The organism is Haloferax sp. S1W (assembly GCF_044593955.1).
In the GTDB taxonomy this organism is placed as follows: domain Archaea; phylum Halobacteriota; class Halobacteria; order Halobacteriales; family Haloferacaceae; genus Haloferax.
Genome location: NZ_CP172595.1, coordinates 77,084 through 102,588, shown reverse-complemented (window position 1 = coordinate 102,588; position 25,505 = coordinate 77,084). Strand labels below are relative to the sequence as shown.

Below are 25,505 nucleotides of genomic sequence, written 5' to 3'. Positions count from 1 at the left end.
TAGAGGCGCTTATTTCGGCGTTAGAGACTCTGTTTTTCGGCCTTAGAAGATGTTCGCCTGTCGGTAGACGCTGATTCCCTCGTCGGTGAGTTCGTACGGTTTCGTCTCCCGTGAGTGATTCGCATCGCGAATCTTCTGAATCTCGATTGCGAGTCGCGTCTCGCGGAAGTCGTCGGGGCGGACGTACTGGAGGACGAACACGGCATCTGCGAGGTACTCGACTAACCCATGTCGTGACGTGTGTGGATTCTCCCGGTCTGCTTCGGAGGTGAGCATCGTCGTCACACCGGCATCTTTCAACGAGCGGGCGAAGTCGAACACCTCGCTTCGGCGCTTCGAGGGATGGTCGTACATCATTTCGAGAAGCGACACCGAGTCGAGGACGAGCCTATCGGCACCGAACTCCTCGACCAGTCGCGGGAGGTCGTTTCGAATGCTCGTGAGGCTGTTTGCCATCTCGACTGGGTCCATGTCGACGACAGAGAGTCGCTCCTTGTCTTCGTATCCCGTGAAGTCCCATCCCTTCTCGTCGGCCGTATCGAGGATGCGCTCTCGGCTCTCTTCGAGGGTGATGTAGACACCGCTGCCGCCGTTTTTGAGCGTCTCGTGGAGGAACTGCAGACCGAACGTCGTCTTCCCGGTCCCGGCACTCCCGATTGCGACCATGAGCGACCGCTTCGGCACGCCGCCGAGAATCATGTCGTCGAGGCCGCTGATTCCGATGTCGACTCGGTCGATGTCGGATTCGAAGTCCTCGTCGTCGAACGACGCAGGTTCCGGTCCGCCAACACCACCGCCACCGCCGCCACCGAATCCAAAGCCAGCGCCCGGGCCGCCCGACTCGCCGCCGTCGAGTCCGCCTCCCATCGTGTCCGGAGACGGTGCGTTCTCGAAGGCGGTTGCGAAGTCCGTCCCGAAGGGGTCGTCGTCGGGAGCGCCACCACTGTTTCCGAACGCATCCGGGTCGAAGTCCGGCGTCGGTTCGGTAGCGTCAGCGCCGGGGGCGACTTCAGAATCGTCGGCTACGTCCGCTGTGTCGTCCTCGTCCGCACCGTCTGCGTCGTCCACGTCGCTGACATCAGACTGCTCGTCGGCCTCGCGGAGTGCTCGCTCGAACCAGTCGTCGTCGCTCACGGGAACCACCAACCAGTGTTCGGACGAACGACTGCCGTCGCTGCCATCACCGAAACGTGGGCAGCGGACGTGATGAACGTTTCCCGTGTCAGGAACGAACGTGACGGTGGGCTTTTGACCGGGGCCATCGAACCGCGGGCTATGAACGTCGGCATCGTCGCGCAGAAGGGGAACAGTCGGGCCGCGTATCTCGCGGCCGACATGCGCGAGGCGCTCGCGGCCGTCGATGCCGAGGCACTGGTCGACGACGCGACGGCCGAACAGCTCGGTATCGATGGCATCCCTGTCGAGGAGTTCTGCGACTGCGACCTCGTGGTGAGTATCGGCGGCGACGGCACGTTCCTCTACGCCGCCCGCGGTGCGGACGGCGTCCCGATTCTCGGCGTCAACCTCGGCGAAGTGGGCTTTCTCAACGCCGTCTCGCCTGACGACGCCATCGACACCATCCTCGACGTGGTTGCCGCACTCCGCAACGGTGACCCATCGATTCGGGAGGTCCCACGCATCGTCGCCAGCGGTGACGACTGGGTGATAGACCCCTCGATGAACGAAGTCGTCGTCCACGGCCCCCGACGCGGTCACGGCGGCGGTGCAGGCGTCGAGGTTCGCGTCGACGGCTCGCTGTACTCCGGCGGCCACGCCGACGGCGTCCTCGTTACGACACCTGCGGGAAGCACGGCCTACAACCTCAGCGAAGGCGGCCCGCTCGTCCACCCCGGCGTCGAGGGACTGGTCGTCACGGAGATGGCCGCCAGCGAAGGAATGCCCTCGCTCGTCGTCCCGCTCGACGCCACGGTGACGGTCACGGTCACAGACGCCGATTCGGCCGTGGTCGTCGGCGACGGTCGGACGCGACGGACCATCGAACCCCCAATCGAAGTCAGTATCGAGCGGTCCGACTCGCCGGTTCGACTCGCCGGGCCAACCTCGGACTTCTTCGAAGCCCTCGGAAAACTCGATTAGAAAACGTTCGCGCGGCTCGTCGCCGCCGACGCATCGACGACTCGCCTAGTCGGCGGGTTCCGCCCGCGGAACCGTTCCCCAGTCGATATCGACGAGCGTGTTCGGCGGTTCGCGGAGGCCGGGGCGCGAGACGATTTCGAAGGTTCGATTTTCGGTTCCCGGCGTGAAGAGCGCGCGAACGAGAACGTTCGCAACGTCCGCGCGAGGGATACTGCCGCAGACCGAGTCGCCACCCTCGCCGACGAGCACTTCGTTCGTCGCGGGCGAGTCGGTCAGCGCGCCGGGTCTGACGATTGTGTGGGATATCGGCGACTCTCTGAGGTGTTCTTCGCTCCGTTCTTTGGCCGAGAGGACGCCGCCAGCGGTGAGAATCGCACGAATCGAGAGCGGAAGGCCGCCCTTGGAGTCACCGACGCCGATAGAAGACATGAGAACGAACCGCTGGACGCCCGCAGCGGCCGCCGCATCGACGAGGTTGACGAGTCCCGCACCGTCGACGAGTTCACCGCGGATATCCCCGAGGCGAAGCGAGGCCCCGGCCGTCGAGATGATAGCGTCGACATCCGCCACCGCCCGCAACGCGTCGGCGGAGTCCAGAAGGTCACCCACCGCGACTTCGTCGGCCCCCTGTGCTCGAAGCGCGTCCGCCGCGTCCGCATCGCGGGTGAGCGCCCGCACGACGAACGGCGTCTCGGCCAGCGCCGCGACGACATGTGTTCCTGTCTTCCCCGTCGCTCCCACGACGAGGACGCGTCCGTCAGTGCGTGTCATACACGCACGTCGCGTCGAAGCTCAATAACCTTCGTGAACGCGTCAAAAACGTTCGCGACCGAATCCAACGTCGAGGGACTCCGGCCCAGTGACCCTCGAATCTGTGTGAAAAATCAGTAGTCAGGTGTGGGTGCGAATCGCGGTCAGTCGTCGTGCTGAGAGCGGTTCCCCCAGTCGGGAGAGCGCTTACTTGCCCCAGTCGGCGACGACGCGCGGGCGCTCGGAGACGGGTTCGACGTCGATTGGTTCGTCGGCCGAGGCGCGCGCTTCGAGCGCACCCTTGGCGGACGCGAGCGTCGAGAAGTAGCTCACGTCTTCTTCGACACAGTTGATGAGCAGGTCGCGGTTCCGCGAGACGACGAAGTCGATTTCACCTTCGCGGAGGGCGGCGAGCATGTCGTCGCCGTCGAAGTCGTCGGGCGTGTGTACGTCGTAGTACTCGGCGAAGTGGGCGAGGAGTTCCTGTCCCGCCTCGCTGTCGGCGTCGGGGAACTCGGAGGCCGAGAGGTCCACGAGGGCGGTTCCGGCGTCGGGCACGGCGTCGCCAGCGGCGGCCTGTGCCTTCTCGTAGGCCTTGCCGAACGTGGTCGCGGTACCCATGACCTCACCCGTGGATTTCATCTCTGGGCCGAGGCGCGGGTCCGAACCCGGCAGGCGGTCGAACGGAAGGACGACTTCCTTGACCGAGACCTGCTCGGGAATCTGCTCGCTCACACCGAGTTCGTCGAGCGTCTGGCCAGCCATGACCTTCGCAGCGAGTTTGGCAATCGGGACGCCCGTCGCCTTCGAGACGAACGGGACGGTGCGGGAGGAACGCGGGTTGGCTTCGAGGACGTACACGTCGCTCGACCCGTCTTCGTTCTCCTTGACCGCCAGTTGGACGTTCATCAGGCCGACCGTGTCGAGGGCTTTTGCGATGTCTTCTGTGACCTTGCGGACACGCTTCATGGTCTCCTCGTCGAGCGAGCGCGGCGGAATCATACACGCGGAGTCGCCGGAGTGGACACCAGCGGCCTCGACGTGTTCCATCACGCCGCCGATGAGGACGTTTTCGCCGTCCGAGACGGCGTCCACGTCGAGTTCGACGCCGTCGGCGAGGAACTCGTCGATGAGGATGGGCTTGTCGGGCGAGACGCGAACTGCTTCCTCGATGTACTCACAGAGTTCGTCGTCGGAGTGGACTACATCCATCGCGCGGCCGCCGAGGACGTACGACGGGCGGACGAGGACGGGGTAGCCGATGTCGTTTGCGAGTTCGAGTGCCTCTTCCTCGCTCGTCGCGGAGCCACCCTCCGGTTGGAGGATGCCGAGGTCGTCCATCAGACGGTTGAAGCGGTCACGGTCCTCGGCGAGGTCCATCGCGTCCACGGTGGTGCCGAGAACCTCGCAGTCGAGGCCGCGGCGCTTGAGTTCGGATTCGAGCGGGTGACCGATGTTGACCGAGGTCTGCCCGCCGAACTGGACCATGACGCCGTCGGCGTCGATGGCCTCGATGACGTCGGCGACTTCCTCGGCCGTGATGGGTTCGAAAAAGAGGCCGTCGGAGGTGTCGTAGTCGGTCGAGACCGTCTCGGGGTTGTTGTTGACGACGTGCGCGTCGATGCCCATCTCACGGAGGGCCTGTACCGCGTGGACCGAACAGTAGTCGAATTCGACACCCTGTCCGATGCGAATCGGGCCGCCACCGACCACGACGATGCTTTCGAGGTCGCGGTCGACGCGAAGTTCCTCACCGGCGGCCGCGCCCTTGAGCGGTCCGCTGAAGAACTCCGGCTTGCGCGAGGAGTAGTAGTACGGCGTCTGTGCAGCGAACTCACCGGCGCAGGTGTCGACCTGCTTGTACGTGCGACCGGGGACTTCCTGTTCGACTTCGTCGACGGTCGCGCCGGTCGTCGCCGCGATGCTGGCGTTCGTGTGGCCGACAGTCGCCGCCTCGGTGAAGTTACCTTCCGACGCTGCCTCGACCGCTTCGACGACGCGGCCGAAGCGCTCGACGTACCACTCTTTCATGCCGGTCATCTCGACGACATCCTCGGCCGTGTAGCCGCGTTCGAACGCCTCGAAGATGGCGTACGGGCGGTCAGGCGACGGTTGTTCGAGGAATTCGGCTTCGAGTTCGTCGTCCGAGATTTCCTCCCAGTCGGGTGCCGGTTCGTACTCGGTGGAACGAAGCGCCTTGAGGAAGGACTCCTCGAAGGTCCGGCCGATTGCCATCGCCTCGCCCGTGGACTTCATCGCAGTCGAGAGCGTGAAGTCCACGTTGTCGAACTTGTCCTTGGGCCACCGCGGAATCTTCGTCACCACGTAGTCGATAGCGGGTTCGAACGCGGCGGTGGTCTCGCCGGTAATCTCGTTGGTAATCTCGTGGAGGCGCTTGCCGAGTGCGACCTTCGCAGTCACGCGAGCGATTGGGTATCCGGTCGCCTTCGAGGCGAGTGCGGAGGAGCGGGAGACACGGGGGTTCACTTCGACGACACGGTACTCGCCGCCCGGGGTCCCGTCGTCGTGCCACGCGAACTGGATGTTACAGCCACCCTGAATCCCGAGTTCACGAATGACTTCGAGCGCGGCGTCGCGCATCTCCTGGTGTCCCTCGTCGGGGATAACCTGCGACGGCGTGACGACCATCGACTCGCCGGTGTGGATACCCATCGGGTCGATGTTTTCCATGTTACAGATGATGATACACGAATCGTCGGCGTCGCGCATCACCTCGTATTCGAGTTCGACCCACCCGGAGATGGACTCCGTGATGAGCACCTCGCTGTTGCGCGAGAGGCGCAGTCCCTTGCGGACGCGGGCGACGAGTTCGTCCATCTCGTGGACGACGCCAGACCCGGACCCGCCGAGGGTGTAGGTCGTGCGGGCGATGACGGGGAGGCCGCCGACTTCGTCGACGGCGTCCTCGACGCGCCCTTCGAGGTCGTCTTCGGTGATGTTCGAGACCTTCTCACCGTCTTCCAGTGAGATGGTCGTCGAACGCGGAACGGGCTGTCCAATCTTCTCCATCCGCTGGCGGAACAGGTCCCGGTCCTCGGTCGCATAAATCGTGTCCAGCGGCGTCCCCATGATATCGACGTCGAACTCGTCGAGGACGCCTTCTTCTGCCAACTCCGCGGTGACGTTCAGTCCCGTCTGGCCACCCAGTCCGGCGATGACGCCGTCGGGGCGTTCCTTCCGAATAATCTCGGCGATGGCTTCGGTCGTGATAGGCTCGATGTAGACCTTGTCAGCCATCTCCGGGTCCGTCATAATCGTCGCCGGGTTGGAGTTGACGAGGACAACTCGCGCGCCTTCTTCTCGGAGCGCGCGGCAGGCCTGCGCGCCGGAGTAGTCGAATTCCGCCGCTTGTCCAATCTGGATTGGGCCACTTCCGATGAGCAGAATCGTCCGGTCCTCTGTGTCCGGTTGAGTCCCGGTTACGGTGTCCTCGTCAGTCATCGTCGCAATCCAATCCGCACATCGTAATAAGTCCGGCGAAAAATTACGAGGTCCGAAACTCGATTGCGAATTTCGAAATACTTGCCGAGCGACGGTAGACCGCCCGGGGAAGGCTTTTGAGGGGTTTGCGAGAACACTCTCAGCATGCCCAACGTGTTCACGACTCCCCCGCCGCTCGAACCGGGTGGTCGCATCGCTGTCGCGGCTCCCTCGCGGCCAATCGACGAGTCCATGCTGGACCGCGCGTGCGACCGCCTCCGGGAGACGTTCGACCTCGACCCGGTCGTCTTCGAGACGGCGCGAAAGGACTGGGAGTGGATTCGAGACAATCCGCAGGCGCGCGCGGAGGAAATCATGAACGCCTTCGAGGACCCGACGATACGCGGCATCATCGCGGCGACGGGCGGCGACGACCAGATACGGGTCTTGAAGCACCTCGACCCGGACCGGTTGACCGCGTCGCCGACGCGATTTTTCGGATACAGCGACAACGACAATCTACGACTGTATCTATGGAACCACGGCATCGTCAGTTACGGCGCGACGCTTCACCCGACGCTGACCGTCGATTCCGAGATTCACCCGTACCTCGAACGCTACCTCCGGCGGGCGTTCTTCCAGTCGTCTGTCGGCGTGGTCGAACCGGCCCCCGAGTGGACCGACGACTGGTTCGACTTCGACACCGAAGAAAAGCGCGAGTGGCACGAAAACCCCGGTCGGACGTGGCACGGCGAAAAGCACGTGACGGGTCGCCTCTGGGGTGGAAACTTCAGTATCGTCAAGTGGCACCTCCAGACGAACCGCTACCTTCCGGACCCAGACGACCTCGACGGGGCGATTCTGGCGCTCGAAACGTCCGAAGACGTGCCGCTTCCCCGCGAGGTTCGCTACACCCTGCGCTGCATGGGCGAACGCGGCCTCCTCGAACGATTTGACGGTCTCGTGATGGGCCGACCGCGGACGTACTCGCCCGGACTGGAGTGGGAACCACCGTCCGACTACGGTGAACAACTCCGCGAGGAGGTGTTGGGCGTCCTCGACGAGTACAATCCTGACGCGACCACCGTCTTCGACGTGGAGTTCGGCCACGCCGACCCGAACGTCCCGCTCCCGCTCGGGTCGAAGGCAACGCTCGACCCGGAAATCGGCCGAATTCGGTTCGAGTAGGGCGCGACTCATCTCTGTCTGATTTTTGTCTGTTCCCCTCGGCGTATCAGCATCGCGCCATCAGAAAATCTATTACTTAGTGATATCACTAATTTATATGGCGCACACACAGCTCCAGCACGCACGCGAGGGTACCATTACCCCGGCGATGGAACGGGTCGCCGAACGCGAGAACCGGTCCCCGGAGTTCGTTCGCGAGCAGGTCGCATCGGGACAGGCGGTCATCCCGAGCAACCACAACCACGACTCGCTCGACCCGATGATTATCGGGCGAGAGTTCTCCACCAAAGTCAACGCCAACATCGGAAACAGCGAGGAGACGAGCAACCTCGAAGGTGAACTCGAAAAGCTCCACACGGCAGTCCACTACGGAGCGGACACGGTGATGGACCTCTCGACCGGGTCGAATCTCGACGAGATTCGCGAGGCGAACGTGGAGTACTCGCCCGTGCCTGTTGGAACGGTCCCGATTTACGAGGCCGTCAAGCAGGCTGGAAGCCCGGCCGACCTCACCCGCGAACTGCTCGTGGATGTCATCGAGAAACAGGCCAAGCAGGGCGTCGATTACATGACGATTCACGCGGGCGTGCTGATGGAACACCTGCCGCTCACCGACGGTCGGAAGACGGGAATCGTCTCGCGCGGCGGGTCGATTCTTGCCCAGTGGATGGAAGAAAACGGGATGCAGAACCCGCTGTACGTAGCGTTCGAGGAGATATGCGACATCTTCGCCGAGTACGACGTGACCTTTTCGCTCGGCGACGGACTCCGCCCCGGATGTGTCGCCGACGCGGGCGACGACGCGCAGTACGCCGAACTGGACACGCTCGGTGAACTCACCCGGACCGCGTGGGACTACGGCGTTCAGGTGATGGTCGAAGGACCCGGCCACGTTCCGATGGACCAGGTTGCAGAGAACGTCGAGAAACAGCAGGAGGTCTGTGACGGCGCGCCCTTCTACGTCCTCGGCCCGCTCGTCACCGACGTTGCGCCCGGCTACGACCACATCACGAGCGCCATCGGCGCGACCGAAGCAGGTCGAGCGGGTGCCGCGATGCTGTGTTACGTCACGCCGAAAGAACACCTCGGCCTGCCCGAGAAAGCGGACGTTCGCGAAGGGCTGGCCGCATACCGAATCGCTGCGCACGCCGCCGACGTTGCGAACGACCTGCCCGGCGCGCGCGACTGGGACGACGCTCTCTCCGAGGCGCGCTACGAATTCGACTGGCGGCGACAGTTCGACCTCGCGCTCGACCCCGAGCGCGCGCGAAGCTATCACGACAAGACGCTCCCCGGCGACAACTACAAAGAAGCGCGCTTCTGTTCGATGTGCGGCGTCGAGTTCTGCTCGATGCGTATCGACCAGGACGCGCGCGACGCTGACGGCGAGATGACCGCCATCGAAGACGAGACGGACCTCGACGCGTCGCCCGCGGCGGAGACGAACCTCCCACCGGTCGGCACCCACGACACGAGTCGAATTCCCGAGGAAATCGAAATCGACGGCGTCACCTTCACGCCGGAATCGTCGCACGCGGACGACTAACCGGTCGCGTTCCGTCGCGTCGTCTGGAACTTAGGCGTACGGTCCGGGGTCTAAGTCGCGCTGGGCGCGGTACTGCTCGACGAACTCGCTGACGTCGAACTGGAGCATCTTTTCTTCGAACTCGGTGATTGCGCTCTCGTCGGAGGCGTGGCTCACGGCGTGTTCCATGAGCTCGACGACGAGTTCGACGATTATCTCGTGGAGGCGGCGCGAGTCGAAGTCGGTCACCCAGACGATACCAGCACCGACTTCGCCGTCGTCGGACACGTCCTCGGAGACGACCGCTTCGGGGAACTCTTCGAGGACGATACCCATGAGGTGGGCCGTGCCGAACTCCGGCATATCCTCGCTCGTCGTCTCGATGGTTCCTTGCAGTACCTCGACGAGGAGCTCGGGGAGGAATCGGTCTGCCGGGTGGACGTCCATGACGACGGCGTGGGCGTCGCCACAGGGGCAGTCGAACTCTCGCTTCCCGAGGTCGAGTTCCCGAACGCGTTTCTGTTCGCCGCAGGGGAGGTCGAGGACCGCCCCGCGTCCGCCGGGGACGCGCGGATCAGACATACCGGGGGATTACGGTCCTCGGTGTTTAAACGTCGCGTTCTGCGGAGTTGGATGCATCCGTAAGGAATGAGGGTGTGTCCGTGGTGTGAGGATGCGTCCGTGAGGATGCATCCGCGAAGAATGAGCCCGTGAAGAACGAGTGTGTGGTCAGCGGCGGCCCGAAACGTAGAGGATGGGGCCGACGATGAGCAGCGTGACGCCGAGGAACAGGTAGTGCGGCTTGGCGATGGCAACCGGGGTCAGGAGGAAGATGAGCCCGAACACGATGGTGTTGATGCCAAGTACACGCCGGGACTTCAGCGGCAGTGCCCCTACGGTTGACAGGATGAACACGAGCAGCAGCGCCTGCCCAATGTTGTAATTGAGCAGAAAGCTGTCGATGAGCTGAAGGGGAAGCATTCTTGTTTTCTCGGTCGGTTCGAATCGACTATCAAAGTTCCGTTATCGACGTTCGTTCTGAGTGGCCTGTCCCACGATATGGTGGGTGGTGTCGGAGCGCCCACCCCGTCGGAGCAGTCTCAGTGCTTCTGGTCGTCAGGACCGGAGATTTCGAGCGGGCGAATCCACCCGTACCAGACGACGAAAATCATCCCTGCGTACCCGAGGACGAACACGACCATCCCGAGGTCGTTGTATCCAGCCTCCCCGAGCAGTCGGCGCAGCACGCCCGGAACGACGATACCGACAGTCACGACTGCGATGAGGAGGAGTCGACCTCGGGTGAACCACGACCCCTGTGTCTCGCTCATGCCTTCGCGTCGGGGACGCGACGACGTGAATCGCACGGTTCTCCGACACCACCGCTGGAAGTGACCTCGCTGCCGCGGGGGTCATCGAAACCACCCGACTGCGTCCCGCTCACCCCCCGTTCCCGACCTAAAGTATATACCGGCCGCCGACGCAGCGGTGGCATGCATCTTCGCCCCCTTCCAGAGGCACACGAAGCGCGGTACGACAAGCTACTCCGCTACGCCTTCCGGGCCGAAGATGGCCCGGACTGGGAGGAGTCCGATCGCACTGACCCCGACATCAACCACCCTCGTGGCTACTACGACGCACCTCCCGACGCCGCGGACGAGTCGCTCTCGGAGTCGGACCTCGTGACCGTCTGCGCGTTCTACGACTTCACGGCGCGCGTCCGCGGCGAGTGGCACCCGCTGCCGGGACTCTCGGCGGTCGCCTCCCCGCCGGAATCGCGCCGTCAGGGTCACGTGGCCGCGATGATAGAAGAGTTGCTCGTGGAGTTCCGCGAGTCTGGCCGGTACCTCTCGGCGCTCTGGCCGTTCGAGTACGAGTTCTACCGTCGACTCGGGTGGGTGAAGGCCAACAACTCCGCGATGACGACAGTCCCGGCCGACGAACTCGACGGCGTTGTCCCCGACGCGAGCGGGCAGTTCGTCCGCCTCGGCCCCGACGACTGGGTGCGAGTCGACAGCGTCTACGCGAAGGCGGCGACGGAGGACTTGGCCCTCGACCGGACCGAGGGCTTCTGGCGACATCGCGTCCTGAGTGGGTCGACATCCGACCCGTACGTCTACGGATGGGAGCGCGACGGCGACCTGCGCGGGTACCTCATCTACCGGATGGAAGGCAACTTCAAAGACCGGACGATGCTCGTCGACGAACTCGTCGCCGTCGATGCCGAAGCGCGAGGGCATCTCCTGCGGTTCGTCCGCGACCACGACTCGCAGATTACCGAGGCAAAGTTCGGAGGAGAACACGAATCGACGCGCCTTATCGACGACCTGACCGACCCGCGCGCCGCGACAGTCGAGATACAACCCGGGCCGATGGTCCGTATCGTCGACGTCGAAGCGGCACTCGAAGCCGTCTCCCTCCCGGCCGACGCCGCGTGTGAATTCGTCGTCGACGTGTCTGACGCCCGCTGTCCGTGGAACGACGACACGTTCCGAGTCACCATCGCAGCGGGCGAGGCGACCGTCGAGCGGACAGATGCCACCCCAAACGCGACGGCCGATATTGGTGGTCTCTCGCACCTGCTCGTCGGGACCCGGCCGGTCGAAGAAGTCGAACGAACTGACGCGCTGACCCTCCACGACGACGCGACCCGCGACGCACTCGCCGACGCGTTCCCGGAGCGCGACTGCTTCCTCCGCGAAGGGTTCTGAGGGCGTTCGCGCCCCGTCCCGACTTCGCTCACCTCACTCCCTTGGGGAGTCTGGCGGTTCGACCCACACAGGTCCGACCCATGCAGACCCCAGGAACTCGCAGTGTCTCGGGACCTGCGTCACGCGAAGGTAGTACACGTCCGCCCCGGACCACCGCTCCGCGTCCCAGTCCATTCCCCTGACTGGGTCGTCGTCCGTCCACGAGGCGGCCGTCGTGTACGTCGAAAGCGGTGCATCGGGGTCCGCGGTGAGCGCCTGCGTGCGCCACACGTCGCCGTTCTTGACGACCTCCACACGTTCGAGCGGAGCGGTCCCCGCCACCTCGACGGCGACTTCTCGGGCTTCGTCGCGGGCATCGAGTCGGACCGTGCTGTCGTTTTCGCCGGGTGAGACGCCCGCAACGGAGATATCGGCGAGGATACGGTGCGGCTGTGACGTTCCGTAGACGCGGCGCGACCGGAGACAGTCGAAGATAGCCTCACGAGTCAACTCGGGTGCGCGGAAGGCGGTGAGACCGCCCGGATAGCTCCGTTCGTTCCAGATGCGCCAGATGTTCGCCCATCCGACGCCGTCTCTGAGCCATTCGACGGCCGATGGAAGGTGTGGGTCGGCATGGATGAGCGAGTGGCCCGGGTGCGGTCCGTGGTAGTCCGCCCCCGCAATCACTCCCACGCGGTACCCCATCGAAAGCGCGTCGCGGACGTGGTGGCCCGGTTCGGAAATCTCGCCGCGACCCATCGCCAGTGGGAAGCGGTTGCCCTCGTCGCCGGGGAGTTCGCCGGACCCCCACTGCGAGTACACTTCGACGAGCGGCGCGAGTTCGTCGTCGTAGTCGACCGCGGAGAAGTCGAAGGGGTACATCGCCTCGGTCGGATGGTGCGGTATCGTCACGACTCGCGAGTCGTGCGTCGTTTCGAACTCGCGGAGGCGGTCCCAGAGCTTTTCGTAGGTGTTCGTCGTCCCAGTCCGCGAGTCGAAGAGGATGGCGTCGTCGCTGTCTTCGAAGTAGACGTTGATGTGACCGCCGCAGTTCGGTTGCTTGGTCCACTCGTAGCCGACGAGCGTGACGAACTCGCCGGAGTCGTCGAATCGGTCCGCAACCCGGCGCAACCGCTCGAAGAACCACGTATGCATGAGTGCGCGCTGGAGCGTCGGCGGGATGAAAAATCCCATCGTGTCGTGGTCGGTGTACGCCACCACGTCGAGTGCCATCACGTCGCGGCCGAAGCGATAGCCCCGCGAGGGGTATCCGGTCCCATCGGAGAGGCGCGAGTGGAGATGGATATCCCCCCAGTAGATGCGCTCGGACGGGGCGTCGGCGGTGACGGACACTGGATTCGAGACGAATCGTTCGTCGACGCCGGGTCGTGAAAACGTAAGATAGTGGGTCCCGGGCGTCTCGAAGGTGACTGCGTTGCTGTGGGTGACGTATCCATCATCCCGACCAGCGAACGAGACGCGTGCAGGGTGTGTCGTGTCGGAGTCGGTCGCAGCGACGCGCAGGTCGCCGTCGTACCCGTCGTGGAGTCGCTCGTACTCGTCCCACACCTGAACCGTCAGGTCGAGGGATTCGCCCACCGCGGCCGTCGAGGGCAGGGTGGCGTGGACGCGGTCGAACGACCCGGTTCGACTGGCCCACAGACCGCGAACCGACGGCCGTCGCTCGGCGAAGATATGCGCGGTCTCCGCGAACTTCGTGAGGGTGTCGTCGAACATGCCAGTAGCTACGGGTGGTGTTCCCAAGAATCAGGTGGCGAATGCGGCGAATCGACAGACTCGCCGGTCGACAGGAGAAAACGTGCTCGCCGCGAAAGGAGTCTGTCGCGGCGAGTGAGGTTGATGTTGACCGCATCAAGAGCGGTCGGGGCCGGGGGGAGGGTTCCGAACCTGTTTAGTCGCCCGGGGTGTTGCCGCGCTGGTAGCGACCGACCATCTTCCACATCGCCTCGTTCAGGTCGTCACCATCGGCAGCGGACTGGAGCTGTCGGTACAGGTGTTCGGAAACATCGATGGTAGGCATCACCAGTTCGTATGTCGTGTGTGGCTTTAATACTACTGGAATACAGAACTGAGTAAATTTGGGTGGGTTCCGGTTCGGTGCTCTTCGATAATCGAGAGACAAAGCGCCATTTTCCGTGAGACGGGACTGAACGAAATGGTGACTTTGTGAGATGACCACATGTCAGTTCGTGCAAGATGTTCTGCCGGATGCCTGTGAGTGGATGTCGGCCCGACTCGTTCGAGAACGAAGCGGTGTTAGTGTTCAACCATTCTCTATTTCGGGGAAAATGATATGTTATCACGCAACAATGTTTGGGTCACTAGACAACGCGCCGGAGAATAATTCGGTTCCCTCAATCACATGTCAACCCAATCCACCCATCAACAACCCAGATTCGACCGCGAACACTGGCTGACGACCATTCCTGAGTGGGAATTGACGCCGCTTCGAATTTCGTTGGTTTATCTGGTGCTCGGAACGGCAGCCCTCTTTTTCTCAGACGTGCTGTTGGTCTACTGGATTGATTCCGCTGTCCTGCTCGCCCAACTGCAGGCCGCTAAGGGTGGTCTGGAGGTGCTTCTCACCGCCGGTCTCATTTACGTGCTGACGAAGCGGAGTCGCCGCTCTCTGCAGCGAAAGAACGCGTCCCTCCGCGAGTTGAAAGGAGAGCTCACCGTTCTCCATCGGGTGTTCCGTCACAACCTCCGCAACAGCATGAACATCGTCGAAGGCTCGGCAGAAAATCTCGTCAGGGAGATTCCGGACACGGGTGAGAACGAGAATATTAATCGTATTCTCCGGCAAACCGACCGCGTCGTCAGGCTCTGCGAACACGCGTCGACAATCGAGGATTCGACGATAGTCGGCGACCAGAATCACGTCGCCATCGACCTCTCAGACCTCGTCGCGTCCACTGTCACCGAAATTCGAGACCAGCATCCCCACGTCGACATCACGACGGACGTTCCCGAAGACGTAACTGTGCAGGCGCATCCTCAGCTCGAAACCGCGCTTCGGGAAGCGATTTCGAACGCACACCAGCACGCCGACACCGACTCACCGCAGGTCGAAGTGGTAGCCGACCGGGACCGTGAAGACGTAGTACTTCACGTCGTCGACAACGGACCCGGAATTCCGGACATCGAATACGAGGCGTTAGAGACCGATGGGAAGGCGTCGCTCACACACGGAGCGGGCCTCGGAATCTGGATGATGAACTGGGTGCTCCGGCAATCAGGCGGCGCACTTCGATTCAGGCCTTCGTCTTCCGGCGGCCACGTGGTGTTTGTGCTGCAGGCTAATTCGAGCTGATGGTGATAGCGGAGTACTGCCGAATCGGGACGCTTCGGAGGCGACGCTAATCGTTGGCTGAGTGGACTACCGACCGGAGTGCGGTCGAACTCACCGAGACAGAACGCTCTTCGGAGCGTAGTTATCCGCAGAAGTTGGGTGGCCGGGGAGTTTGAGCCCCTAACTCTCATCGGCAACGAATCGTTACCGATGGGAGTGGGCCAACGCGGATTTGAACCGCGGGCCTCCCGGTTATCAGCCGAGCGCTCAACCTGACTGAGCTATTGGCCCAGGTAAGCGCATTCACTCGTTGTGCGCTGTTGATTTTAAGACTTTCTTTTCGAGGCAGCGTTGGTGCGTGTTAGTGAATGCCGCCGTCGTCGGGCGATTCGCTCGGTTTTAGCAGTGACTATTCGCGCCAGTGAACGGCTGTAAACCGAGAGAACAACGAGATTCGGAGACCGACAACCGGAAAACGTGACAATAGGGCGTCTTATTCGGAGTCGTCGCCGCCGAAGCGGTACGAGTTGGGGTCTGCGTCGTAGACGTCCTCGCCGCTCGAGCCTTCCTGCGGGAACCCGGTCGTCCACACCGTGCCGGAGACGAAGCCGTCGGCCCGTTTGTCGAGGTACGGCTTGACGACGAGCCGCTTGAGCACCTCACGGATGGGATAGCGCGTCACCGGGATGGCGATGAGGAAGCCAATAGTGTCGGTGACGAGGCCGGGCGTCAGGAGGAACGCGCCCGCCGCAATGAGCAGGCCGCCGTCCATGAGTTCGTTTGTCGGCAGGTCACCCTTCGCGAACTTCGACTGGAGGTTCCGCAGGGTGTGTCGGCCTTCGGCGCGGACGATGAGCATCCCGACCAAGCCGGTCAGAACGACGAGTGCGACGGTGGGAACGAGGTTGATGTACTGCGCGACGACCACGAGAAGCAAGGCGTCGGAGAGAGGGATGAGGAGCAAGAGCGCCATGAGCGTGCGCGTTCGCATGGTCGCACCTACCGGGTCGCGGCCCATAGCCCTTTTGTCACCGGAGCGGGGCCGAGTTTCATCGGCGGCCCGCCGTGTGCCTTGCCACCTCGAAGCGCTTACCCGCGTCCACCGCGCATGGAATGACATGACCGACGAGACGCGCGTCGAGTGGCGAACGTGGGGTGCCGACGCGTTCGCCGAGGCGCAGTCGGCCGACAAGCCGATTCTGTTGTCGCTCACCGCGACGTGGTGTTCGGACTGTCACGAGATGGACGCCGAAACCTACGCGGAACCGCGCATCGCCGCGAACATCAACGACGGGTTCGTTCCGCTTCGGGTCGACGTGGACCGCCACCCACGGATTCGAGAGCGCTACAACATGGGTGGCTTCCCGTCGACGGTGTTTCTCACGCCCGACGGACGGCCGATGACGGGCACGACGTTCGTCCGACCGGACGGAATGCGACAGGTCATCGAACGCGTCCGTGAGGTGTGGGAAAAGAAGGGGCCTGACGCCGGTCGCCTGCCTCGCGCACTCGCGGGCGACCTGCCGCCGAGCGGCGAGGTGTCCGAGCGCATCGAAGAACACCTCGCGGGGCAACTGGAGGTCACCTTCGACGAGCAACACGGCGGGTGGGGCGACGCGCAGAAGTTCCCGCTGCCGCGCACCATCGAGTTCGCGCTCAAGCGCGACCGGCGGCGGGCGCTTCAGAGTCTGGACGCCGTTCGCGACGGACTCTTCGACCCCGTCGATGGCGGGTTCTTCCGCTACGCCGACGACCGGTCGTGGTCGAATCCACACCGCGAGAAGACGCTCGAATCGAACGCCGCCTTGCTGCGGGCGTTCGCGAACGGCTATCGGTACACCGGCGACGACGCCTACCGCGACCCGGCGGTCGAGACAGCGAGATTCCTCATCGACTCACTGTGGTCCGGAACCGGATTCGGTGGGAGCATGGGTCCCGCCGCGGGAACCGACTACTACCTCCTCGGTGCCGAGGGTCGGGAGAACTCGACCGGTCCGCGGACCGACTACACCGTCTACGCCGGGGGCAACGCCCTCGCGGTTGACGCACTCCTCGTCCTCGCCGGTCTCACTGACGACGAGCGTGCCCGCGAGTACGCAGAGCGGACACTGCACCGAATCGCCGAGGACCTCGTCGACCACGGGGTCGTGACGCACTTCCAGTCGGGTGGCGAGTCGGGTGAATCGCTCCTCCTCGAAGACCACGCGCGCGTCGTGTCCGCCGCCTGCCGCGCTCGGCAGGTGCTGGGAACCGACGATGGTGCTGGCGGTTCGTTCCTCGAATTCGCTCAATCGGTCGCAAACGTCGCCATCGACGAACTGTTCGACGACGGGTCGTTCCGCGACGGTCCCACAACTGGTGAGGGCCTCCTTTCGCATCCGCTCCGACCACTCGACGGGAACGCCGAGATGGCGAACGCGCTTGTCGACCTCGCGGCGTTGACCGGCGAAGACCGCTACCGCGACGTTGCCGAGGAAACAATCGGCGCATTCGCTGGTGCGTGGGACCGCATCGGCGTCCAAGTCGCCGAATTCGGCGCGGTCACCGCGCGCCTCCTGCGCGACCCGCTCGTGGTCGAAATCGGCGGCGACGTGGGGACGGACCTCCACCGAGCAGCACTTCGGGTGGCCGACCACGAGGCCATCGTCGTCCCCGAGGCCGATGTCGAACACGGGACTGCACGTGTCAGCGTGGGAGACTCAACGAAGACAGCAACCACTCCAGACGAGTTGATGCAGGCAGTCTCGTCAGTCACACCCGACGCCTAAGTGGGCCCTCTCCCAACCGGTAGAAGGTGTAAACATCCGGTTTGTTTATAACGAAGAAACGAGACAGACGGAGCATGGCGAGTCTTCGAGACCTCGGGTTGTCCGAATACGAGGCACGAGCGTACCGTGCGCTCCTTCGGACGGGGGCAACGACGGCAAAGGAACTCTCACGGGCGAGCGACGTTCCGATGGGGCGAATCTACGACGTGCTGAACAGCCTCGAACAGTACCACCTCATCCGAAGTCAGGCGGCGAGTCGGCCGAAGAAGTACGTCGCCGTCGAACCGGACACGGCGCTCGACCGACTCCTCGAAAGTAAGCGACAGGAGTTAGACGAGAAGGCAAAGCAGTATCAGGAGGTCGTCGACGAGTTGACGACCGAACTCGACGCCGCAGAACCCGTTCACGACCAGTTCTGGACGGCGGCGGTCGGAGACGACGAAACGGTCGACCTGCTTATCGAGCGGTTGGCAGCGGCCGACGAGAGCCTCGTGATGGTCGCGGGCACGCCGTCACCGCAGTTCGACCTCGGGGCGGTCGGTGACCTCGTCGTCGAGGAAATCGAGGCGGCGCTCGAACGCGGCGTCGAGGTGTCGGTTCTCATGTCTCCGGACATGGTCGATTCGCTTCCGGAGAGCGTCGGCCGACGATATATGGACCAACTGTCCGACCATCCGAAGTTCCACGTTCGGACGGCAGAGAATCTGACTGGGGTGTTCAACCTCATCGACGACGTTGAAGTCTGTATCGAGGTGCCGAACCCGCTCGACCCCGGACAGGCCTTCGCGATGATAGACCTGAAGGACCCAGACTTCGCTGCGGACCTCCGAGGAACGTTCGAGCCGCGGTGGGAGCGGGCGGTCCCGCTGGCGCTATAAGACGCGTCGATTCGGGTTAGCGCCCGAGTTCGTCGCGAAGTTGGCCCAGCGTCACTTCTCGTTCTGCGTGGGCGTTGTGCTGGTGAATCGATTCGTCGTTCGACTGCTTCATGTGGACGACGGCGTTGTCGGCGAGGTGGTCGAAGTTTTCGACGGTCATCTCGGCCATCGACCGGACGCAGTCCTCGACGAACTTCGCGTTCGCGTGTGCGTGGTACGTCATGTAGTCTTCGTCCGGTCGCTTTGCGAGATTGTAGATGCGCGCCGACATCGAGTCGCGGGCCATGTCGACGAGGTCCATGAGGTCGACATCTGGCGAGCCTTCCGTCTCGACAGTGAGCGTGGCGTGCCCGCGCTGGGAGTGACCCGGTTGCGGGACCTTCTCGAGGAACTCTTCGATGGTGTCGTCGTCGACCGCGAGGTCCTGCAGCACGTCACGGGCGCGGGAGGCAGACATTCCCTGCGAACAGGGACAGACAGTCATGCCAACGACCTCGGCACCAATCTCCTCGCGGGTGCCTTCGTCGGTGGCCGTCGCACCGGCGATAATCTTCGCGGTGCTCTGGGTCGTCAAGCCGCTCGCGGGCGTGTCCTCGCGCACGACGAGTTCGGCGGTCATCTTGACCTCCGCCGTCGACGTGTAGTCGTGTTTCGCGAGCAATCGCTCGGCCGCGTCGCCGCACATGTCTTCGACGCGGTAGGCGGGTTCGGAAACCGCGGCTTCGAGAACCTCGTCGATAACCTGCATATTGCGGCTCATGTCGATTCCCTTGCGACCGCTTGGGAGGTCGACGAACACCTCGAACTCAGCCATCAAGATGAGCGGCCGCTTGTCGTCACGGGCGATCTTGACGAGCTTCTCGACGCCTGTGACGCCGACCTGACTCAGACCGACCGTCACGTCGGGTTGAGAGGCCTGTACGTCAGGCAACTGGTGACTCATCGGGGAAGCAAAAGGACTGTCCGTGATTAGGGCTTTCGATAGGGGAACGGAACCGCCCGAGAAAACGCCAATTCAGTGGATTTTCCGTGTGAATTGACGGTCATATTGGATACTTTCCTCGGGACGAAATTGTTGGACACAATCTATTTGCTACATGCCAACATAGTCCATGCCATGAGTGCCGAAGGCCTCGAACGACAGACGCGGAGTTATCTGAGCAACAACGTCCCGCAGATTCAGGAACACGGCGGCTTCTTCGAAGTTCAAGACGTGGACGAGGAGGCCGGTGAAGTGACAGTCGCAATCGGCGGGGCGTGTTCTGGGTGTGGTATCGCACCGATGACGATGAAGGCGATACGGCACCGTCTACCGGAGGAACTCGAAGATATCTCGAAGGTGAACGTGGTTCGAGCGGGTGGACCGCGCGCCGCCGTGATGCCGACGAAGACAGAAGAGATGGAAGAGATGGACGAGTACGAAGACTACTCGCCGCCGTTCTAAGCAGACCGCAGACTCACTGTTTTTGGGCCGAGGCCGACGGCTGACGAGTGCCGTTACTCCGCAGTGGCGTTGAGAGGAATCGCCGAAACGATAGCCGAGAGCGTTCGACTCAGACCGACCGTATCAGGGCCAGTCGTCGCGACCGCCGTCGTCTTCGAAGGGGTCTTCGACTGGTTCGTCGTCGCTTGCGAGGGGCCACTCCGCGGCGTCGGCCGCCTCTTCGACCGGGAGGAACTCCCAGCCAGCGTCCTCGGCGATACTGCGGTCCTCGTCGGTGGTGCCGACGAAAACGTGTCTGTCCGTGTCGAACTGACGCATCACGTTCTCGAGGCTCTCTGTGACGCCGCGCGGCCCGGAGAAGAAATCCTGACGGATGCGTTCTTTCCGGGTGAAGTTGGTCACGACGTAGGTCGGCTTCTCGCTTACGACGCCGACGTACTTCGACCACCGCCGCGCGTCGCTAAACGCCGCATTGGGGTCGGCGAGGCGTTTGAGCGCCTCCAGTTCGAACGCGAGCGTCATCGTCCCTTGGCCGCCGCCTGCTGCCATACCCTGCGATTGCCGCGTAGCGTGGAAAATCACTTCGGTCCTCGTCGGCGACTGCGTTACGACCCACCGGCGTCGCACGTGTCGGCCACGAACGACAGCAGTCGCGTCCGCAACTCGTCGCCGTTCGAGTCGAAGAGCGCCTGTCCGTGGGCGTCCGTCTCGTAGGCGACGTGTGCCGTCGGGTCGGGCGCGTTCTCAACCAGCGTTCGAGCGGTCTGGACGAACCGGTCAGCGTCTCCGCTCCCCACGACGAACAGGCTCGGAGCGTCGATGTCGGCGACAACATCGGTACCTCCTGCTGCGGAGAGACCGACCACGCCAGCGACCGGTGGTGTCGTCTGCGACGCGGCGACGACGGCCGCCTCACCGCCGGAACTCGCTCCGACGAGGACGACGTGGTCGACAGACGCCTCGGTACGGAGGTACTCGATTGCACCTTCGACGCCGGCGAACTTGTCCGACTCACCCTCGTCGATGGCGAGCGCGAGATATCCCTCACGGGCGAGCAGGCGCGCCTGCGACTCCCAACTCTCCCTATCGAGGTTTATCTGCGGGACGAGCACGACACCGCAGTCGCCGCTTCCGTATCGGGTGGCGTGGACGGTTCGGCCGTCGCTTCCCTCGAACGTGATGTCTTCGGGCGCGGACGGTTGTGTCGTTGGTTCCGTCTCCGGGGGAGTGTCGTCTGTCGTCTCCGAAGCCGTCTCGTTCGCCGTCTCCGAAGTGGTGCCGTTCGCTGTCGCTGCCGGGTGAGCCGACACGTCCGTAGTGGTCGTCTCGTCCGACTGGCCGGGTGTCCCGCTACAGCCGGAGAGCCCGGCGAGTGCCGCGCTCGCGGTAGCGAGAATCTGTCGGCGGGTGGGTGCCATCGTCTCGGCACACAGCCGCGACGCTCCTATTTATCGGGGCGGTAATGTCCGACAGATGAGATAACGACGGGTCGTCTCTCACCCACAGAGACCAGAGACGAGTTACTGGATACGGACGTACTCGGTAAATACGACGACGTCGCCACGGGAGAGGTCCGTGGTCTCGGGGTCGATGTCGAGATGTCCCGAGGGGAAAGCGGTCGTGAAAGCCTGTTGCGTCCTGTCACTCAGTTCGTCGAAATGCCGAACCCGAGCACTGGAGGGAACGTCCGTGATTGGCACGACGGCAGGGGCCGTTTTGACCGCTGACGCCGATGCCGACTGTCCATCCTTCGATGACATATGGTAACACATGGCGTTGAAGACCATAAGTGTTTGTGACATATCAACGGTCGTCAAATCCAGGGAACCACACAGAAGAAGGTCGGTCGAGTCGGGTGATTTTCGGGGGTACGTCGTCGGAGACGGTGATTCGCCTGTCGGTCGGTGGTCGCAAAAAGAACTGCGTGCGCTGTGTGCGGTTACTGTTCTGCGGTCGCGCCTTCGAGGTCTTCGAGCTCGAAGTCCTGCTTCATCAGGATATCCTTCTGGCCGCCGATGTCGACCTGTTCGCGCATGAGCTTCTTGTACTTCGTCTGCGGCGAGAGGTCGCCGATGAGGACGCCGCCGACGATTTTACCGTCCTTGATGGCGAGACGCCGCCACTCGGTGTCGGAGTACTTGGCTTCGACGTGGTCGTCGCCGAGGGTCGGGTGACCGAACGAGAGGAACGGGAAGCCGAAGTGCGTAATGGAGTACGACGAAACCCAGCGGAACTCCTCGCTTTCGTAGTCGACCATGTTCTTCGCGGCGATGGTTCCCTGTTCCTTGGCGGAGCCCCACGCACCGTTCTGGGCGCGCTCGCCGAGGATGAGGTCGTGGAACTCGGTGATGTCACCGGCGGCGAAGATGTCCTCGTGGTTCGTCCGCATGTACTCGTCGGTGTAGATGCCGTTGTCGTACTCGATGTCGGTCCCCTGGAGGATTTCGGTGTTGAAGTTCAGACCGATGGCGATGCCAACGAAGTCGGCGTCGTAGTGGTCGCCGTTGGGGTCGACGGCAGTGGTGACGCGACCATCGTCGTCGACTTCGAAGTGGTCGACGCCGGAGTCGAAGACGGGTTCGACGTTGCGCTCGCGGAGCGCGTTGTGGATGATTTCTGCGCCGTCCTGCGAGAGTGCGTAGCGCCACCAGGCCTTGCCGCGCATGAGGTACTTGCCCTCAACGTCCTGTGCGGCGGTGATGGCTGCGAGGTCGATACCGAGGAGACCAGCGCCGATGACGACCGAGTTGTCGGCCTGTTCCATGTGCTCTTTGATGTCGCGGGCGTCCTGGAAGGTCCAGAAGTGGTGGACGCCCTCGGCGTCGGAGTTCTCGACGGGAAGTTGCGTCGGCGTGCCACCGATGGCGAGAAGGAGTTTGTCGTATTCGTACTCGGTCCCGTCGTGCGCGGTGACCGTGTGCGCGTCGGGGTCGATATCCGTGACGAGCGTGTTCAACTCGAGGTCGACGTCGCGGTCGTCGTACCACGACTCGTCGTGAATAGAGATGGGCGCTTCGGGAAGTTTGCCCTTGGCGAACTCTTTGATGAGAATGCGATTGTACAGTGGTTCCCCCTCGTCGGTGAGGATTGTGATGTCGGCCTCTGGGTCCTCCTCGCGGAGCGTCTCCGCCGCGGAGGCACCCGCGATACCGTCCCCGACAATCACGTACGATTGACTCATAACCCGACGTTTGTATTCGGGGTTAATGTGGATTGCTATCTCTCTCATTATTCATGAGTCGGTCGAAAACGGCAGATAGAGGTGACTTTTGCGAAATATGGCGGCTTATTGGCACTCGCAGGTCGCGTCGCTATCGTAGGTCCCAGCGCCGTCAGTGACGGCGGGTGCACCCGTCCGAACGCGGCGAAGTGCAGCGCGGCCACGGAAGCCGAGGGTTCGGAGGCTTGCGAGCAGGCCACTGTTGGCGATGGCATCCACGCCAGCGCGAAGGCCGACCGTGGCGGCGACGAAACCGACGGGCCACCCGACGAACAATGCGAGGAGACCAACGCCAGCACCGAGTGGTGCGACGAGCACCGCCACGATGGTTGCCGCGGTGATTCCGACGATGGCCGCGAGTGCGACGAACAGCGTGTCGAGAAGCGTTTCAACGCCCCGTGGGGCGTGGTCGAGCGGGTCGGGAAGTCCGAGATGATTGTCGTGTCCCATGGTCGTTTTCCTCACTTGGATAGACGACCCCCGACACCAAAAGGGTAAGCAGAATGATAATTTTGTAAGCTTCCTTACCGTACCCAGTTTATGCAATCTGTTCTATACGTTCGATGTGCGAATCGACGCACGTGAGCGTCTCGTCGAGTTCGACGACGAGTGCCTTGTCGCCGTCTTCGACGCGAACGCGGAGTCGCCACGGGTCGGTATCGACGACAGTGAGCGCGTCGTTGCCGACGACCCAGGGGAATCGCCAGAAGTGCGTCGCACAGAAGTCGGTGTTCCGCGACGAGAGGAACCCGAGGACTGTCGTCTCGTCGAGGAGGACCAATCCGACCGGAGAGACGGCCTCGTAGGCGCACTGTCCACACCGGTGGCTCACGACCACGTCGAGGTCGTACAAGTCTGACTCGGAGGAGAGGACCGTTTCGGTCGTGCCGCCGCATTCCGGGCAGACGCCGTCGGCGGCGAGACAGTGGAGGTGTCGAACTCGCTGGTCGAACGCCCCGAGCAGTGCCTCAGGCGAGCGTCCGTCGATTCCACCCGGTGGGAACTCTTCGTGCGCGTGGACACGACCACAGTCTGCGCACGCGATGGTCAGTTTCTCGTCCGCGTAGGTCGCTTCGAGCGCACCGTCGCACTCGACACACGACCCCGGTGCAGGGAACGCCGGCAAGACTGGGTCTTCGTTGAACGTCCCTGCGAGGACGGCGCGGACGACTTTCTCACCAGCGTGGCGGAAGTCGTAGCCGTCGTCGGTCTTGCGGACGAACTGACCGCGGAGTTTGCCGAGGTGGTAGTTGAATCGGGCGCTGTCGTCGACGCCGACACGTCGCCGGAGTTCCGAGAACTGGACCGGCCGGTCGGGTGACTCCCAGAGCGCTTCGAGTATGTTTAGTCGCGTCTCGTCGGCCACGATTGCGAACGCTTCGGCCGGAGAGAGACAGTCTTCACAGCCGAGGAGCGTTTCCTCGCGTGCTTGGGCGGAGTCGCTCATACCTTGTTCATCGAACACGAACTACAATAAAATGGGTCGTGTAATCTTCTTTTGTTGCCCACGGTACACGTGGTCTTTACGCACCCTTCGGATACACGTGGTCTTTACGTTCATCCGACCCCTAGCGGGCGACGAAATGAAGATTCGTCAGAACATCCGCCACTTCGCGACCAAGAAGGCGCTGACCATGCCCGTCATCGGCGACATCGCCACCGAGAAGATGGTGGACCTTCACGTTCGCGTCTTCGGCAAGCGCGCGGACCCAGACCACCGAGAAGCGCGCGAAGCGCACATGGCGGCGTTCTTCGAGTGTACCTTCGACACCTATCTGGCGGCGCTGGACGAGGGGTTCCCGGAGGCCGAGGCCCGCGAGATTACGCACATCCAGGCCAACTTCGACTTCTACAACCACGGCTGGACCGAGATGATGGAGTTCCCGGCCGACGAAATCGAGGCGCACTACGAGCGCTACGAGGACTTTTTCGAGCGCCACGACATCGACATCGCGAACCCGCTGGGCGAGTTCCGCTCTCTCGACATCCCTGATGCGCCTGCGACGCTGGAGAAGTTAGAGAACCCCGAACACCCGCACGCCGAGGGAGGTTTCGCAGACGACGTGTACGTCGAAGACGCGAGTGGCGAAGTCGACGTCGGTGGCACCGAAGAGCCGGAGGACGTAGACGTGACGGCCGCGCCCGGCATGCAAGACGTCGACGACGAAGAAGCGGCCTAATTTAGCGTCCG

At 63.1% G+C, this 25,505-nt stretch carries 25 protein-coding genes and 1 tRNA gene; 9 read left to right on the top strand and 17 right to left on the bottom strand.

Annotation, left to right across the window (positions count from 1 at the left end):
- Positions 1-42: 42 nt before the first annotated feature.
- Entirely contained in the window at positions 43-1,134 is a 1,092-nt protein-coding gene (locus ACH9L7_RS00540; RefSeq protein WP_396611806.1) for a KaiC domain-containing protein, read from the bottom strand.
- Between the two features lie 141 nt (positions 1,135-1,275).
- Between ACH9L7_RS00540 and ACH9L7_RS00535 the strand changes: the two genes are divergently transcribed.
- Positions 1,276-2,097 carry an NAD(+)/NADH kinase gene (locus tag ACH9L7_RS00535; RefSeq protein WP_396613307.1) on the top strand — a complete coding sequence of 274 codons (822 nt, stop codon included), beginning with the start codon at positions 1,276-1,278 and terminating at the stop codon, positions 2,095-2,097.
- Between the two features lie 45 nt (positions 2,098-2,142).
- Here the strand turns inward: ACH9L7_RS00535 and ACH9L7_RS00530 are convergent, their stop codons facing one another.
- Positions 2,143-2,868: an SDR family oxidoreductase gene (locus ACH9L7_RS00530; RefSeq protein ID WP_396611805.1), complete on the bottom strand. Its 726-nt coding sequence runs from the start codon at positions 2,866-2,868 to the stop codon at positions 2,143-2,145.
- 186 nt (positions 2,869-3,054) lie between these two features.
- Positions 3,055-6,309 carry a carbamoyl-phosphate synthase large subunit gene (carB, locus tag ACH9L7_RS00525; protein WP_396611804.1) on the bottom strand — a complete coding sequence of 1,085 codons (3,255 nt, stop codon included), beginning with the start codon at positions 6,307-6,309 and terminating at the stop codon, positions 3,055-3,057.
- A gap of 144 nt (positions 6,310-6,453) precedes the next feature.
- On the opposite strand from carB, the gene ACH9L7_RS00520 reads away from it, so the two are divergent.
- Together ACH9L7_RS00520 and thiC are read left to right on the top strand one after the other, a co-directional pair.
- On the top strand, positions 6,454-7,476 hold the full coding sequence (locus tag ACH9L7_RS00520; RefSeq protein ID WP_396611803.1) for a S66 peptidase family protein: 1,023 nt from the start codon (positions 6,454-6,456) through the stop codon (positions 7,474-7,476).
- Between the two features lie 148 nt (positions 7,477-7,624).
- Complete coding sequence (gene thiC, locus ACH9L7_RS00515) at positions 7,625-9,022, top strand: phosphomethylpyrimidine synthase ThiC (RefSeq protein ID WP_396613306.1); 1,398 nt, start codon at positions 7,625-7,627, stop codon at positions 9,020-9,022.
- Positions 9,023-9,052: 30 nt separating this feature from the next.
- Here the strand turns inward: thiC and ACH9L7_RS00510 are convergent, their stop codons facing one another.
- The 3 genes from ACH9L7_RS00510 to ACH9L7_RS00500 all read right to left on the bottom strand — a co-directional run bounded on the left by ACH9L7_RS00510 (position 9,053) and on the right by ACH9L7_RS00500 (position 10,332).
- Positions 9,053-9,583 carry a DUF5815 family protein gene (locus tag ACH9L7_RS00510; RefSeq protein ID WP_396611802.1) on the bottom strand — a complete coding sequence of 177 codons (531 nt, stop codon included), beginning with the start codon at positions 9,581-9,583 and terminating at the stop codon, positions 9,053-9,055.
- A gap of 147 nt (positions 9,584-9,730) precedes the next feature.
- Positions 9,731-9,982: a hypothetical protein gene (locus ACH9L7_RS00505; protein WP_396611801.1), complete on the bottom strand. Its 252-nt coding sequence runs from the start codon at positions 9,980-9,982 to the stop codon at positions 9,731-9,733.
- 119 nt (positions 9,983-10,101) lie between these two features.
- The gene (locus ACH9L7_RS00500) at positions 10,102-10,332 is read right to left on the bottom strand and encodes a hypothetical protein (protein WP_396611800.1); all 231 of its coding nucleotides are present in this window, start codon (positions 10,330-10,332) and stop codon (positions 10,102-10,104) included.
- A gap of 162 nt (positions 10,333-10,494) precedes the next feature.
- Between ACH9L7_RS00500 and eis the strand changes: the two genes are divergently transcribed.
- A complete protein-coding gene (eis, locus tag ACH9L7_RS00495) occupies positions 10,495-11,712 on the top strand; it encodes an enhanced intracellular survival protein Eis (RefSeq protein WP_396611799.1) in 1,218 nt (405 codons plus the stop codon).
- Between the two features lie 33 nt (positions 11,713-11,745).
- Here the strand turns inward: eis and ACH9L7_RS00490 are convergent, their stop codons facing one another.
- Complete coding sequence (locus ACH9L7_RS00490; protein WP_396611798.1) at positions 11,746-13,428, bottom strand: DUF3604 domain-containing protein; 1,683 nt, start codon at positions 13,426-13,428, stop codon at positions 11,746-11,748.
- Between the two features lie 175 nt (positions 13,429-13,603).
- A complete protein-coding gene (locus tag ACH9L7_RS00485; RefSeq protein ID WP_396611797.1) occupies positions 13,604-13,732 on the bottom strand; it encodes a hypothetical protein in 129 nt (42 codons plus the stop codon).
- Between the two features lie 342 nt (positions 13,733-14,074).
- Here ACH9L7_RS00485 and ACH9L7_RS00480 point away from each other — a divergent pair, with 342 nt between their 5' ends.
- Positions 14,075-15,025 carry a sensor histidine kinase gene (locus tag ACH9L7_RS00480; protein WP_396611796.1) on the top strand — a complete coding sequence of 317 codons (951 nt, stop codon included), beginning with the start codon at positions 14,075-14,077 and terminating at the stop codon, positions 15,023-15,025.
- 196 nt (positions 15,026-15,221) lie between these two features.
- Here the strand turns inward: ACH9L7_RS00480 and ACH9L7_RS00475 are convergent.
- Both ACH9L7_RS00475 and ACH9L7_RS00470 read right to left on the bottom strand, forming a co-directional pair.
- Positions 15,222-15,295: transfer RNA gene (locus ACH9L7_RS00475), tRNA-Ile, on the bottom strand.
- A gap of 202 nt (positions 15,296-15,497) precedes the next feature.
- Positions 15,498-15,995, bottom strand: coding sequence for an FxsA family protein (locus ACH9L7_RS00470; protein ID WP_396611795.1), 498 nt, complete (start codon positions 15,993-15,995; stop codon positions 15,498-15,500).
- A gap of 127 nt (positions 15,996-16,122) precedes the next feature.
- Between ACH9L7_RS00470 and ACH9L7_RS00465 the strand changes: the two genes are divergently transcribed.
- Positions 16,123-17,772, top strand: coding sequence for a DUF255 domain-containing protein (locus ACH9L7_RS00465; protein WP_396611794.1), 1,650 nt, complete (start codon positions 16,123-16,125; stop codon positions 17,770-17,772).
- A 74-nt stretch (positions 17,773-17,846) separates the two neighbouring features.
- Positions 17,847-18,650 carry a TrmB family transcriptional regulator gene (locus ACH9L7_RS00460; RefSeq protein ID WP_396611793.1) on the top strand — a complete coding sequence of 268 codons (804 nt, stop codon included), beginning with the start codon at positions 17,847-17,849 and terminating at the stop codon, positions 18,648-18,650.
- Between the two features lie 16 nt (positions 18,651-18,666).
- Here ACH9L7_RS00460 and mptA read toward each other — a convergent pair whose 3' ends face one another.
- Entirely contained in the window at positions 18,667-19,593 is a 927-nt protein-coding gene (gene mptA / locus ACH9L7_RS00455; protein WP_396611792.1) for a GTP cyclohydrolase MptA, read from the bottom strand.
- A gap of 174 nt (positions 19,594-19,767) precedes the next feature.
- Here mptA and ACH9L7_RS00450 point away from each other — a divergent pair, with 174 nt between their 5' ends.
- Positions 19,768-20,094, top strand: a complete 327-nt coding sequence (locus tag ACH9L7_RS00450) for a NifU family protein (RefSeq protein ID WP_396611791.1) — start codon at positions 19,768-19,770, stop codon at positions 20,092-20,094.
- A 123-nt stretch (positions 20,095-20,217) separates the two neighbouring features.
- Here the strand turns inward: ACH9L7_RS00450 and ACH9L7_RS00445 are convergent, their stop codons facing one another.
- The 6 genes from ACH9L7_RS00445 to ACH9L7_RS00420 all read right to left on the bottom strand — a co-directional run bounded on the left by ACH9L7_RS00445 (position 20,218) and on the right by ACH9L7_RS00420 (position 24,761).
- A complete protein-coding gene (locus ACH9L7_RS00445; protein WP_396613305.1) occupies positions 20,218-20,616 on the bottom strand; it encodes a hypothetical protein in 399 nt (132 codons plus the stop codon).
- 83 nt (positions 20,617-20,699) lie between these two features.
- On the bottom strand, positions 20,700-21,512 hold the full coding sequence (locus tag ACH9L7_RS00440) for a hypothetical protein (RefSeq protein WP_396611790.1): 813 nt from the start codon (positions 21,510-21,512) through the stop codon (positions 20,700-20,702).
- 102 nt (positions 21,513-21,614) lie between these two features.
- The gene (locus ACH9L7_RS00435) at positions 21,615-21,854 is read right to left on the bottom strand and encodes a hypothetical protein (protein WP_396611789.1); all 240 of its coding nucleotides are present in this window, start codon (positions 21,852-21,854) and stop codon (positions 21,615-21,617) included.
- 179 nt (positions 21,855-22,033) lie between these two features.
- Positions 22,034-23,275, bottom strand: a complete 1,242-nt coding sequence (locus ACH9L7_RS00430; RefSeq protein ID WP_396611788.1) for an NAD(P)/FAD-dependent oxidoreductase — start codon at positions 23,273-23,275, stop codon at positions 22,034-22,036.
- Between the two features lie 105 nt (positions 23,276-23,380).
- On the bottom strand, positions 23,381-23,764 hold the full coding sequence (locus ACH9L7_RS00425) for a hypothetical protein (RefSeq protein WP_396611787.1): 384 nt from the start codon (positions 23,762-23,764) through the stop codon (positions 23,381-23,383).
- An 88-nt stretch (positions 23,765-23,852) separates the two neighbouring features.
- Positions 23,853-24,761, bottom strand: coding sequence for an ArsR family transcriptional regulator (locus ACH9L7_RS00420; RefSeq protein WP_396611786.1), 909 nt, complete (start codon positions 24,759-24,761; stop codon positions 23,853-23,855).
- A 136-nt stretch (positions 24,762-24,897) separates the two neighbouring features.
- On the opposite strand from ACH9L7_RS00420, the gene ACH9L7_RS00415 reads away from it, so the two are divergent.
- Positions 24,898-25,494: a DUF6149 family protein gene (locus ACH9L7_RS00415; RefSeq protein ID WP_396611785.1), complete on the top strand. Its 597-nt coding sequence runs from the start codon at positions 24,898-24,900 to the stop codon at positions 25,492-25,494.
- Positions 25,495-25,505 lie beyond the last annotated feature (11 nt).

What these genes read in the sequence shown, in the direction of transcription:
- ACH9L7_RS00535 (WP_396613307.1), top strand. Translation starts at nt 1,276, where the DNA reads ATGAACGTCGGCATCGTCGCGCAGAAGGGGAACAGTCGGGCCGCGTAT.
- ACH9L7_RS00530 (WP_396611805.1), bottom strand. Translation starts at nt 2,868, where the DNA reads ATGACACGCACTGACGGACGCGTCCTCGTCGTGGGAGCGACGGGGAAG.
- carB (WP_396611804.1), bottom strand. Translation starts at nt 6,309, where the DNA reads ATGACTGACGAGGACACCGTAACCGGGACTCAACCGGACACAGAGGAC.
- ACH9L7_RS00520 (WP_396611803.1), top strand. Translation starts at nt 6,454, where the DNA reads ATGCCCAACGTGTTCACGACTCCCCCGCCGCTCGAACCGGGTGGTCGC.
- thiC (WP_396613306.1), top strand. Translation starts at nt 7,625, where the DNA reads ATGGAACGGGTCGCCGAACGCGAGAACCGGTCCCCGGAGTTCGTTCGC.
- ACH9L7_RS00510 (WP_396611802.1), bottom strand. Translation starts at nt 9,583, where the DNA reads ATGTCTGATCCGCGCGTCCCCGGCGGACGCGGGGCGGTCCTCGACCTC.
- ACH9L7_RS00505 (WP_396611801.1), bottom strand. Translation starts at nt 9,982, where the DNA reads ATGCTTCCCCTTCAGCTCATCGACAGCTTTCTGCTCAATTACAACATT.
- ACH9L7_RS00500 (WP_396611800.1), bottom strand. Translation starts at nt 10,332, where the DNA reads ATGAGCGAGACACAGGGGTCGTGGTTCACCCGAGGTCGACTCCTCCTC.
- eis (WP_396611799.1), top strand. Translation starts at nt 10,495, where the DNA reads ATGCATCTTCGCCCCCTTCCAGAGGCACACGAAGCGCGGTACGACAAG.
- ACH9L7_RS00490 (WP_396611798.1), bottom strand. Translation starts at nt 13,428, where the DNA reads ATGTTCGACGACACCCTCACGAAGTTCGCGGAGACCGCGCATATCTTC.
- ACH9L7_RS00485 (WP_396611797.1), bottom strand. Translation starts at nt 13,732, where the DNA reads ATGCCTACCATCGATGTTTCCGAACACCTGTACCGACAGCTCCAGTCC.
- ACH9L7_RS00480 (WP_396611796.1), top strand. Translation starts at nt 14,075, where the DNA reads ATGTCAACCCAATCCACCCATCAACAACCCAGATTCGACCGCGAACAC.
- ACH9L7_RS00470 (WP_396611795.1), bottom strand. Translation starts at nt 15,995, where the DNA reads ATGCGAACGCGCACGCTCATGGCGCTCTTGCTCCTCATCCCTCTCTCC.
- ACH9L7_RS00465 (WP_396611794.1), top strand. Translation starts at nt 16,123, where the DNA reads ATGACCGACGAGACGCGCGTCGAGTGGCGAACGTGGGGTGCCGACGCG.
- ACH9L7_RS00460 (WP_396611793.1), top strand. Translation starts at nt 17,847, where the DNA reads ATGGCGAGTCTTCGAGACCTCGGGTTGTCCGAATACGAGGCACGAGCG.
- mptA (WP_396611792.1), bottom strand. Translation starts at nt 19,593, where the DNA reads ATGAGTCACCAGTTGCCTGACGTACAGGCCTCTCAACCCGACGTGACG.
- ACH9L7_RS00450 (WP_396611791.1), top strand. Translation starts at nt 19,768, where the DNA reads ATGAGTGCCGAAGGCCTCGAACGACAGACGCGGAGTTATCTGAGCAAC.
- ACH9L7_RS00445 (WP_396613305.1), bottom strand. Translation starts at nt 20,616, where the DNA reads ATGACGCTCGCGTTCGAACTGGAGGCGCTCAAACGCCTCGCCGACCCC.
- ACH9L7_RS00440 (WP_396611790.1), bottom strand. Translation starts at nt 21,512, where the DNA reads ATGGCACCCACCCGCCGACAGATTCTCGCTACCGCGAGCGCGGCACTC.
- ACH9L7_RS00435 (WP_396611789.1), bottom strand. Translation starts at nt 21,854, where the DNA reads ATGTCATCGAAGGATGGACAGTCGGCATCGGCGTCAGCGGTCAAAACG.
- ACH9L7_RS00430 (WP_396611788.1), bottom strand. Translation starts at nt 23,275, where the DNA reads ATGAGTCAATCGTACGTGATTGTCGGGGACGGTATCGCGGGTGCCTCC.
- ACH9L7_RS00425 (WP_396611787.1), bottom strand. Translation starts at nt 23,764, where the DNA reads ATGGGACACGACAATCATCTCGGACTTCCCGACCCGCTCGACCACGCC.
- ACH9L7_RS00420 (WP_396611786.1), bottom strand. Translation starts at nt 24,761, where the DNA reads ATGAGCGACTCCGCCCAAGCACGCGAGGAAACGCTCCTCGGCTGTGAA.
- ACH9L7_RS00415 (WP_396611785.1), top strand. Translation starts at nt 24,898, where the DNA reads ATGAAGATTCGTCAGAACATCCGCCACTTCGCGACCAAGAAGGCGCTG.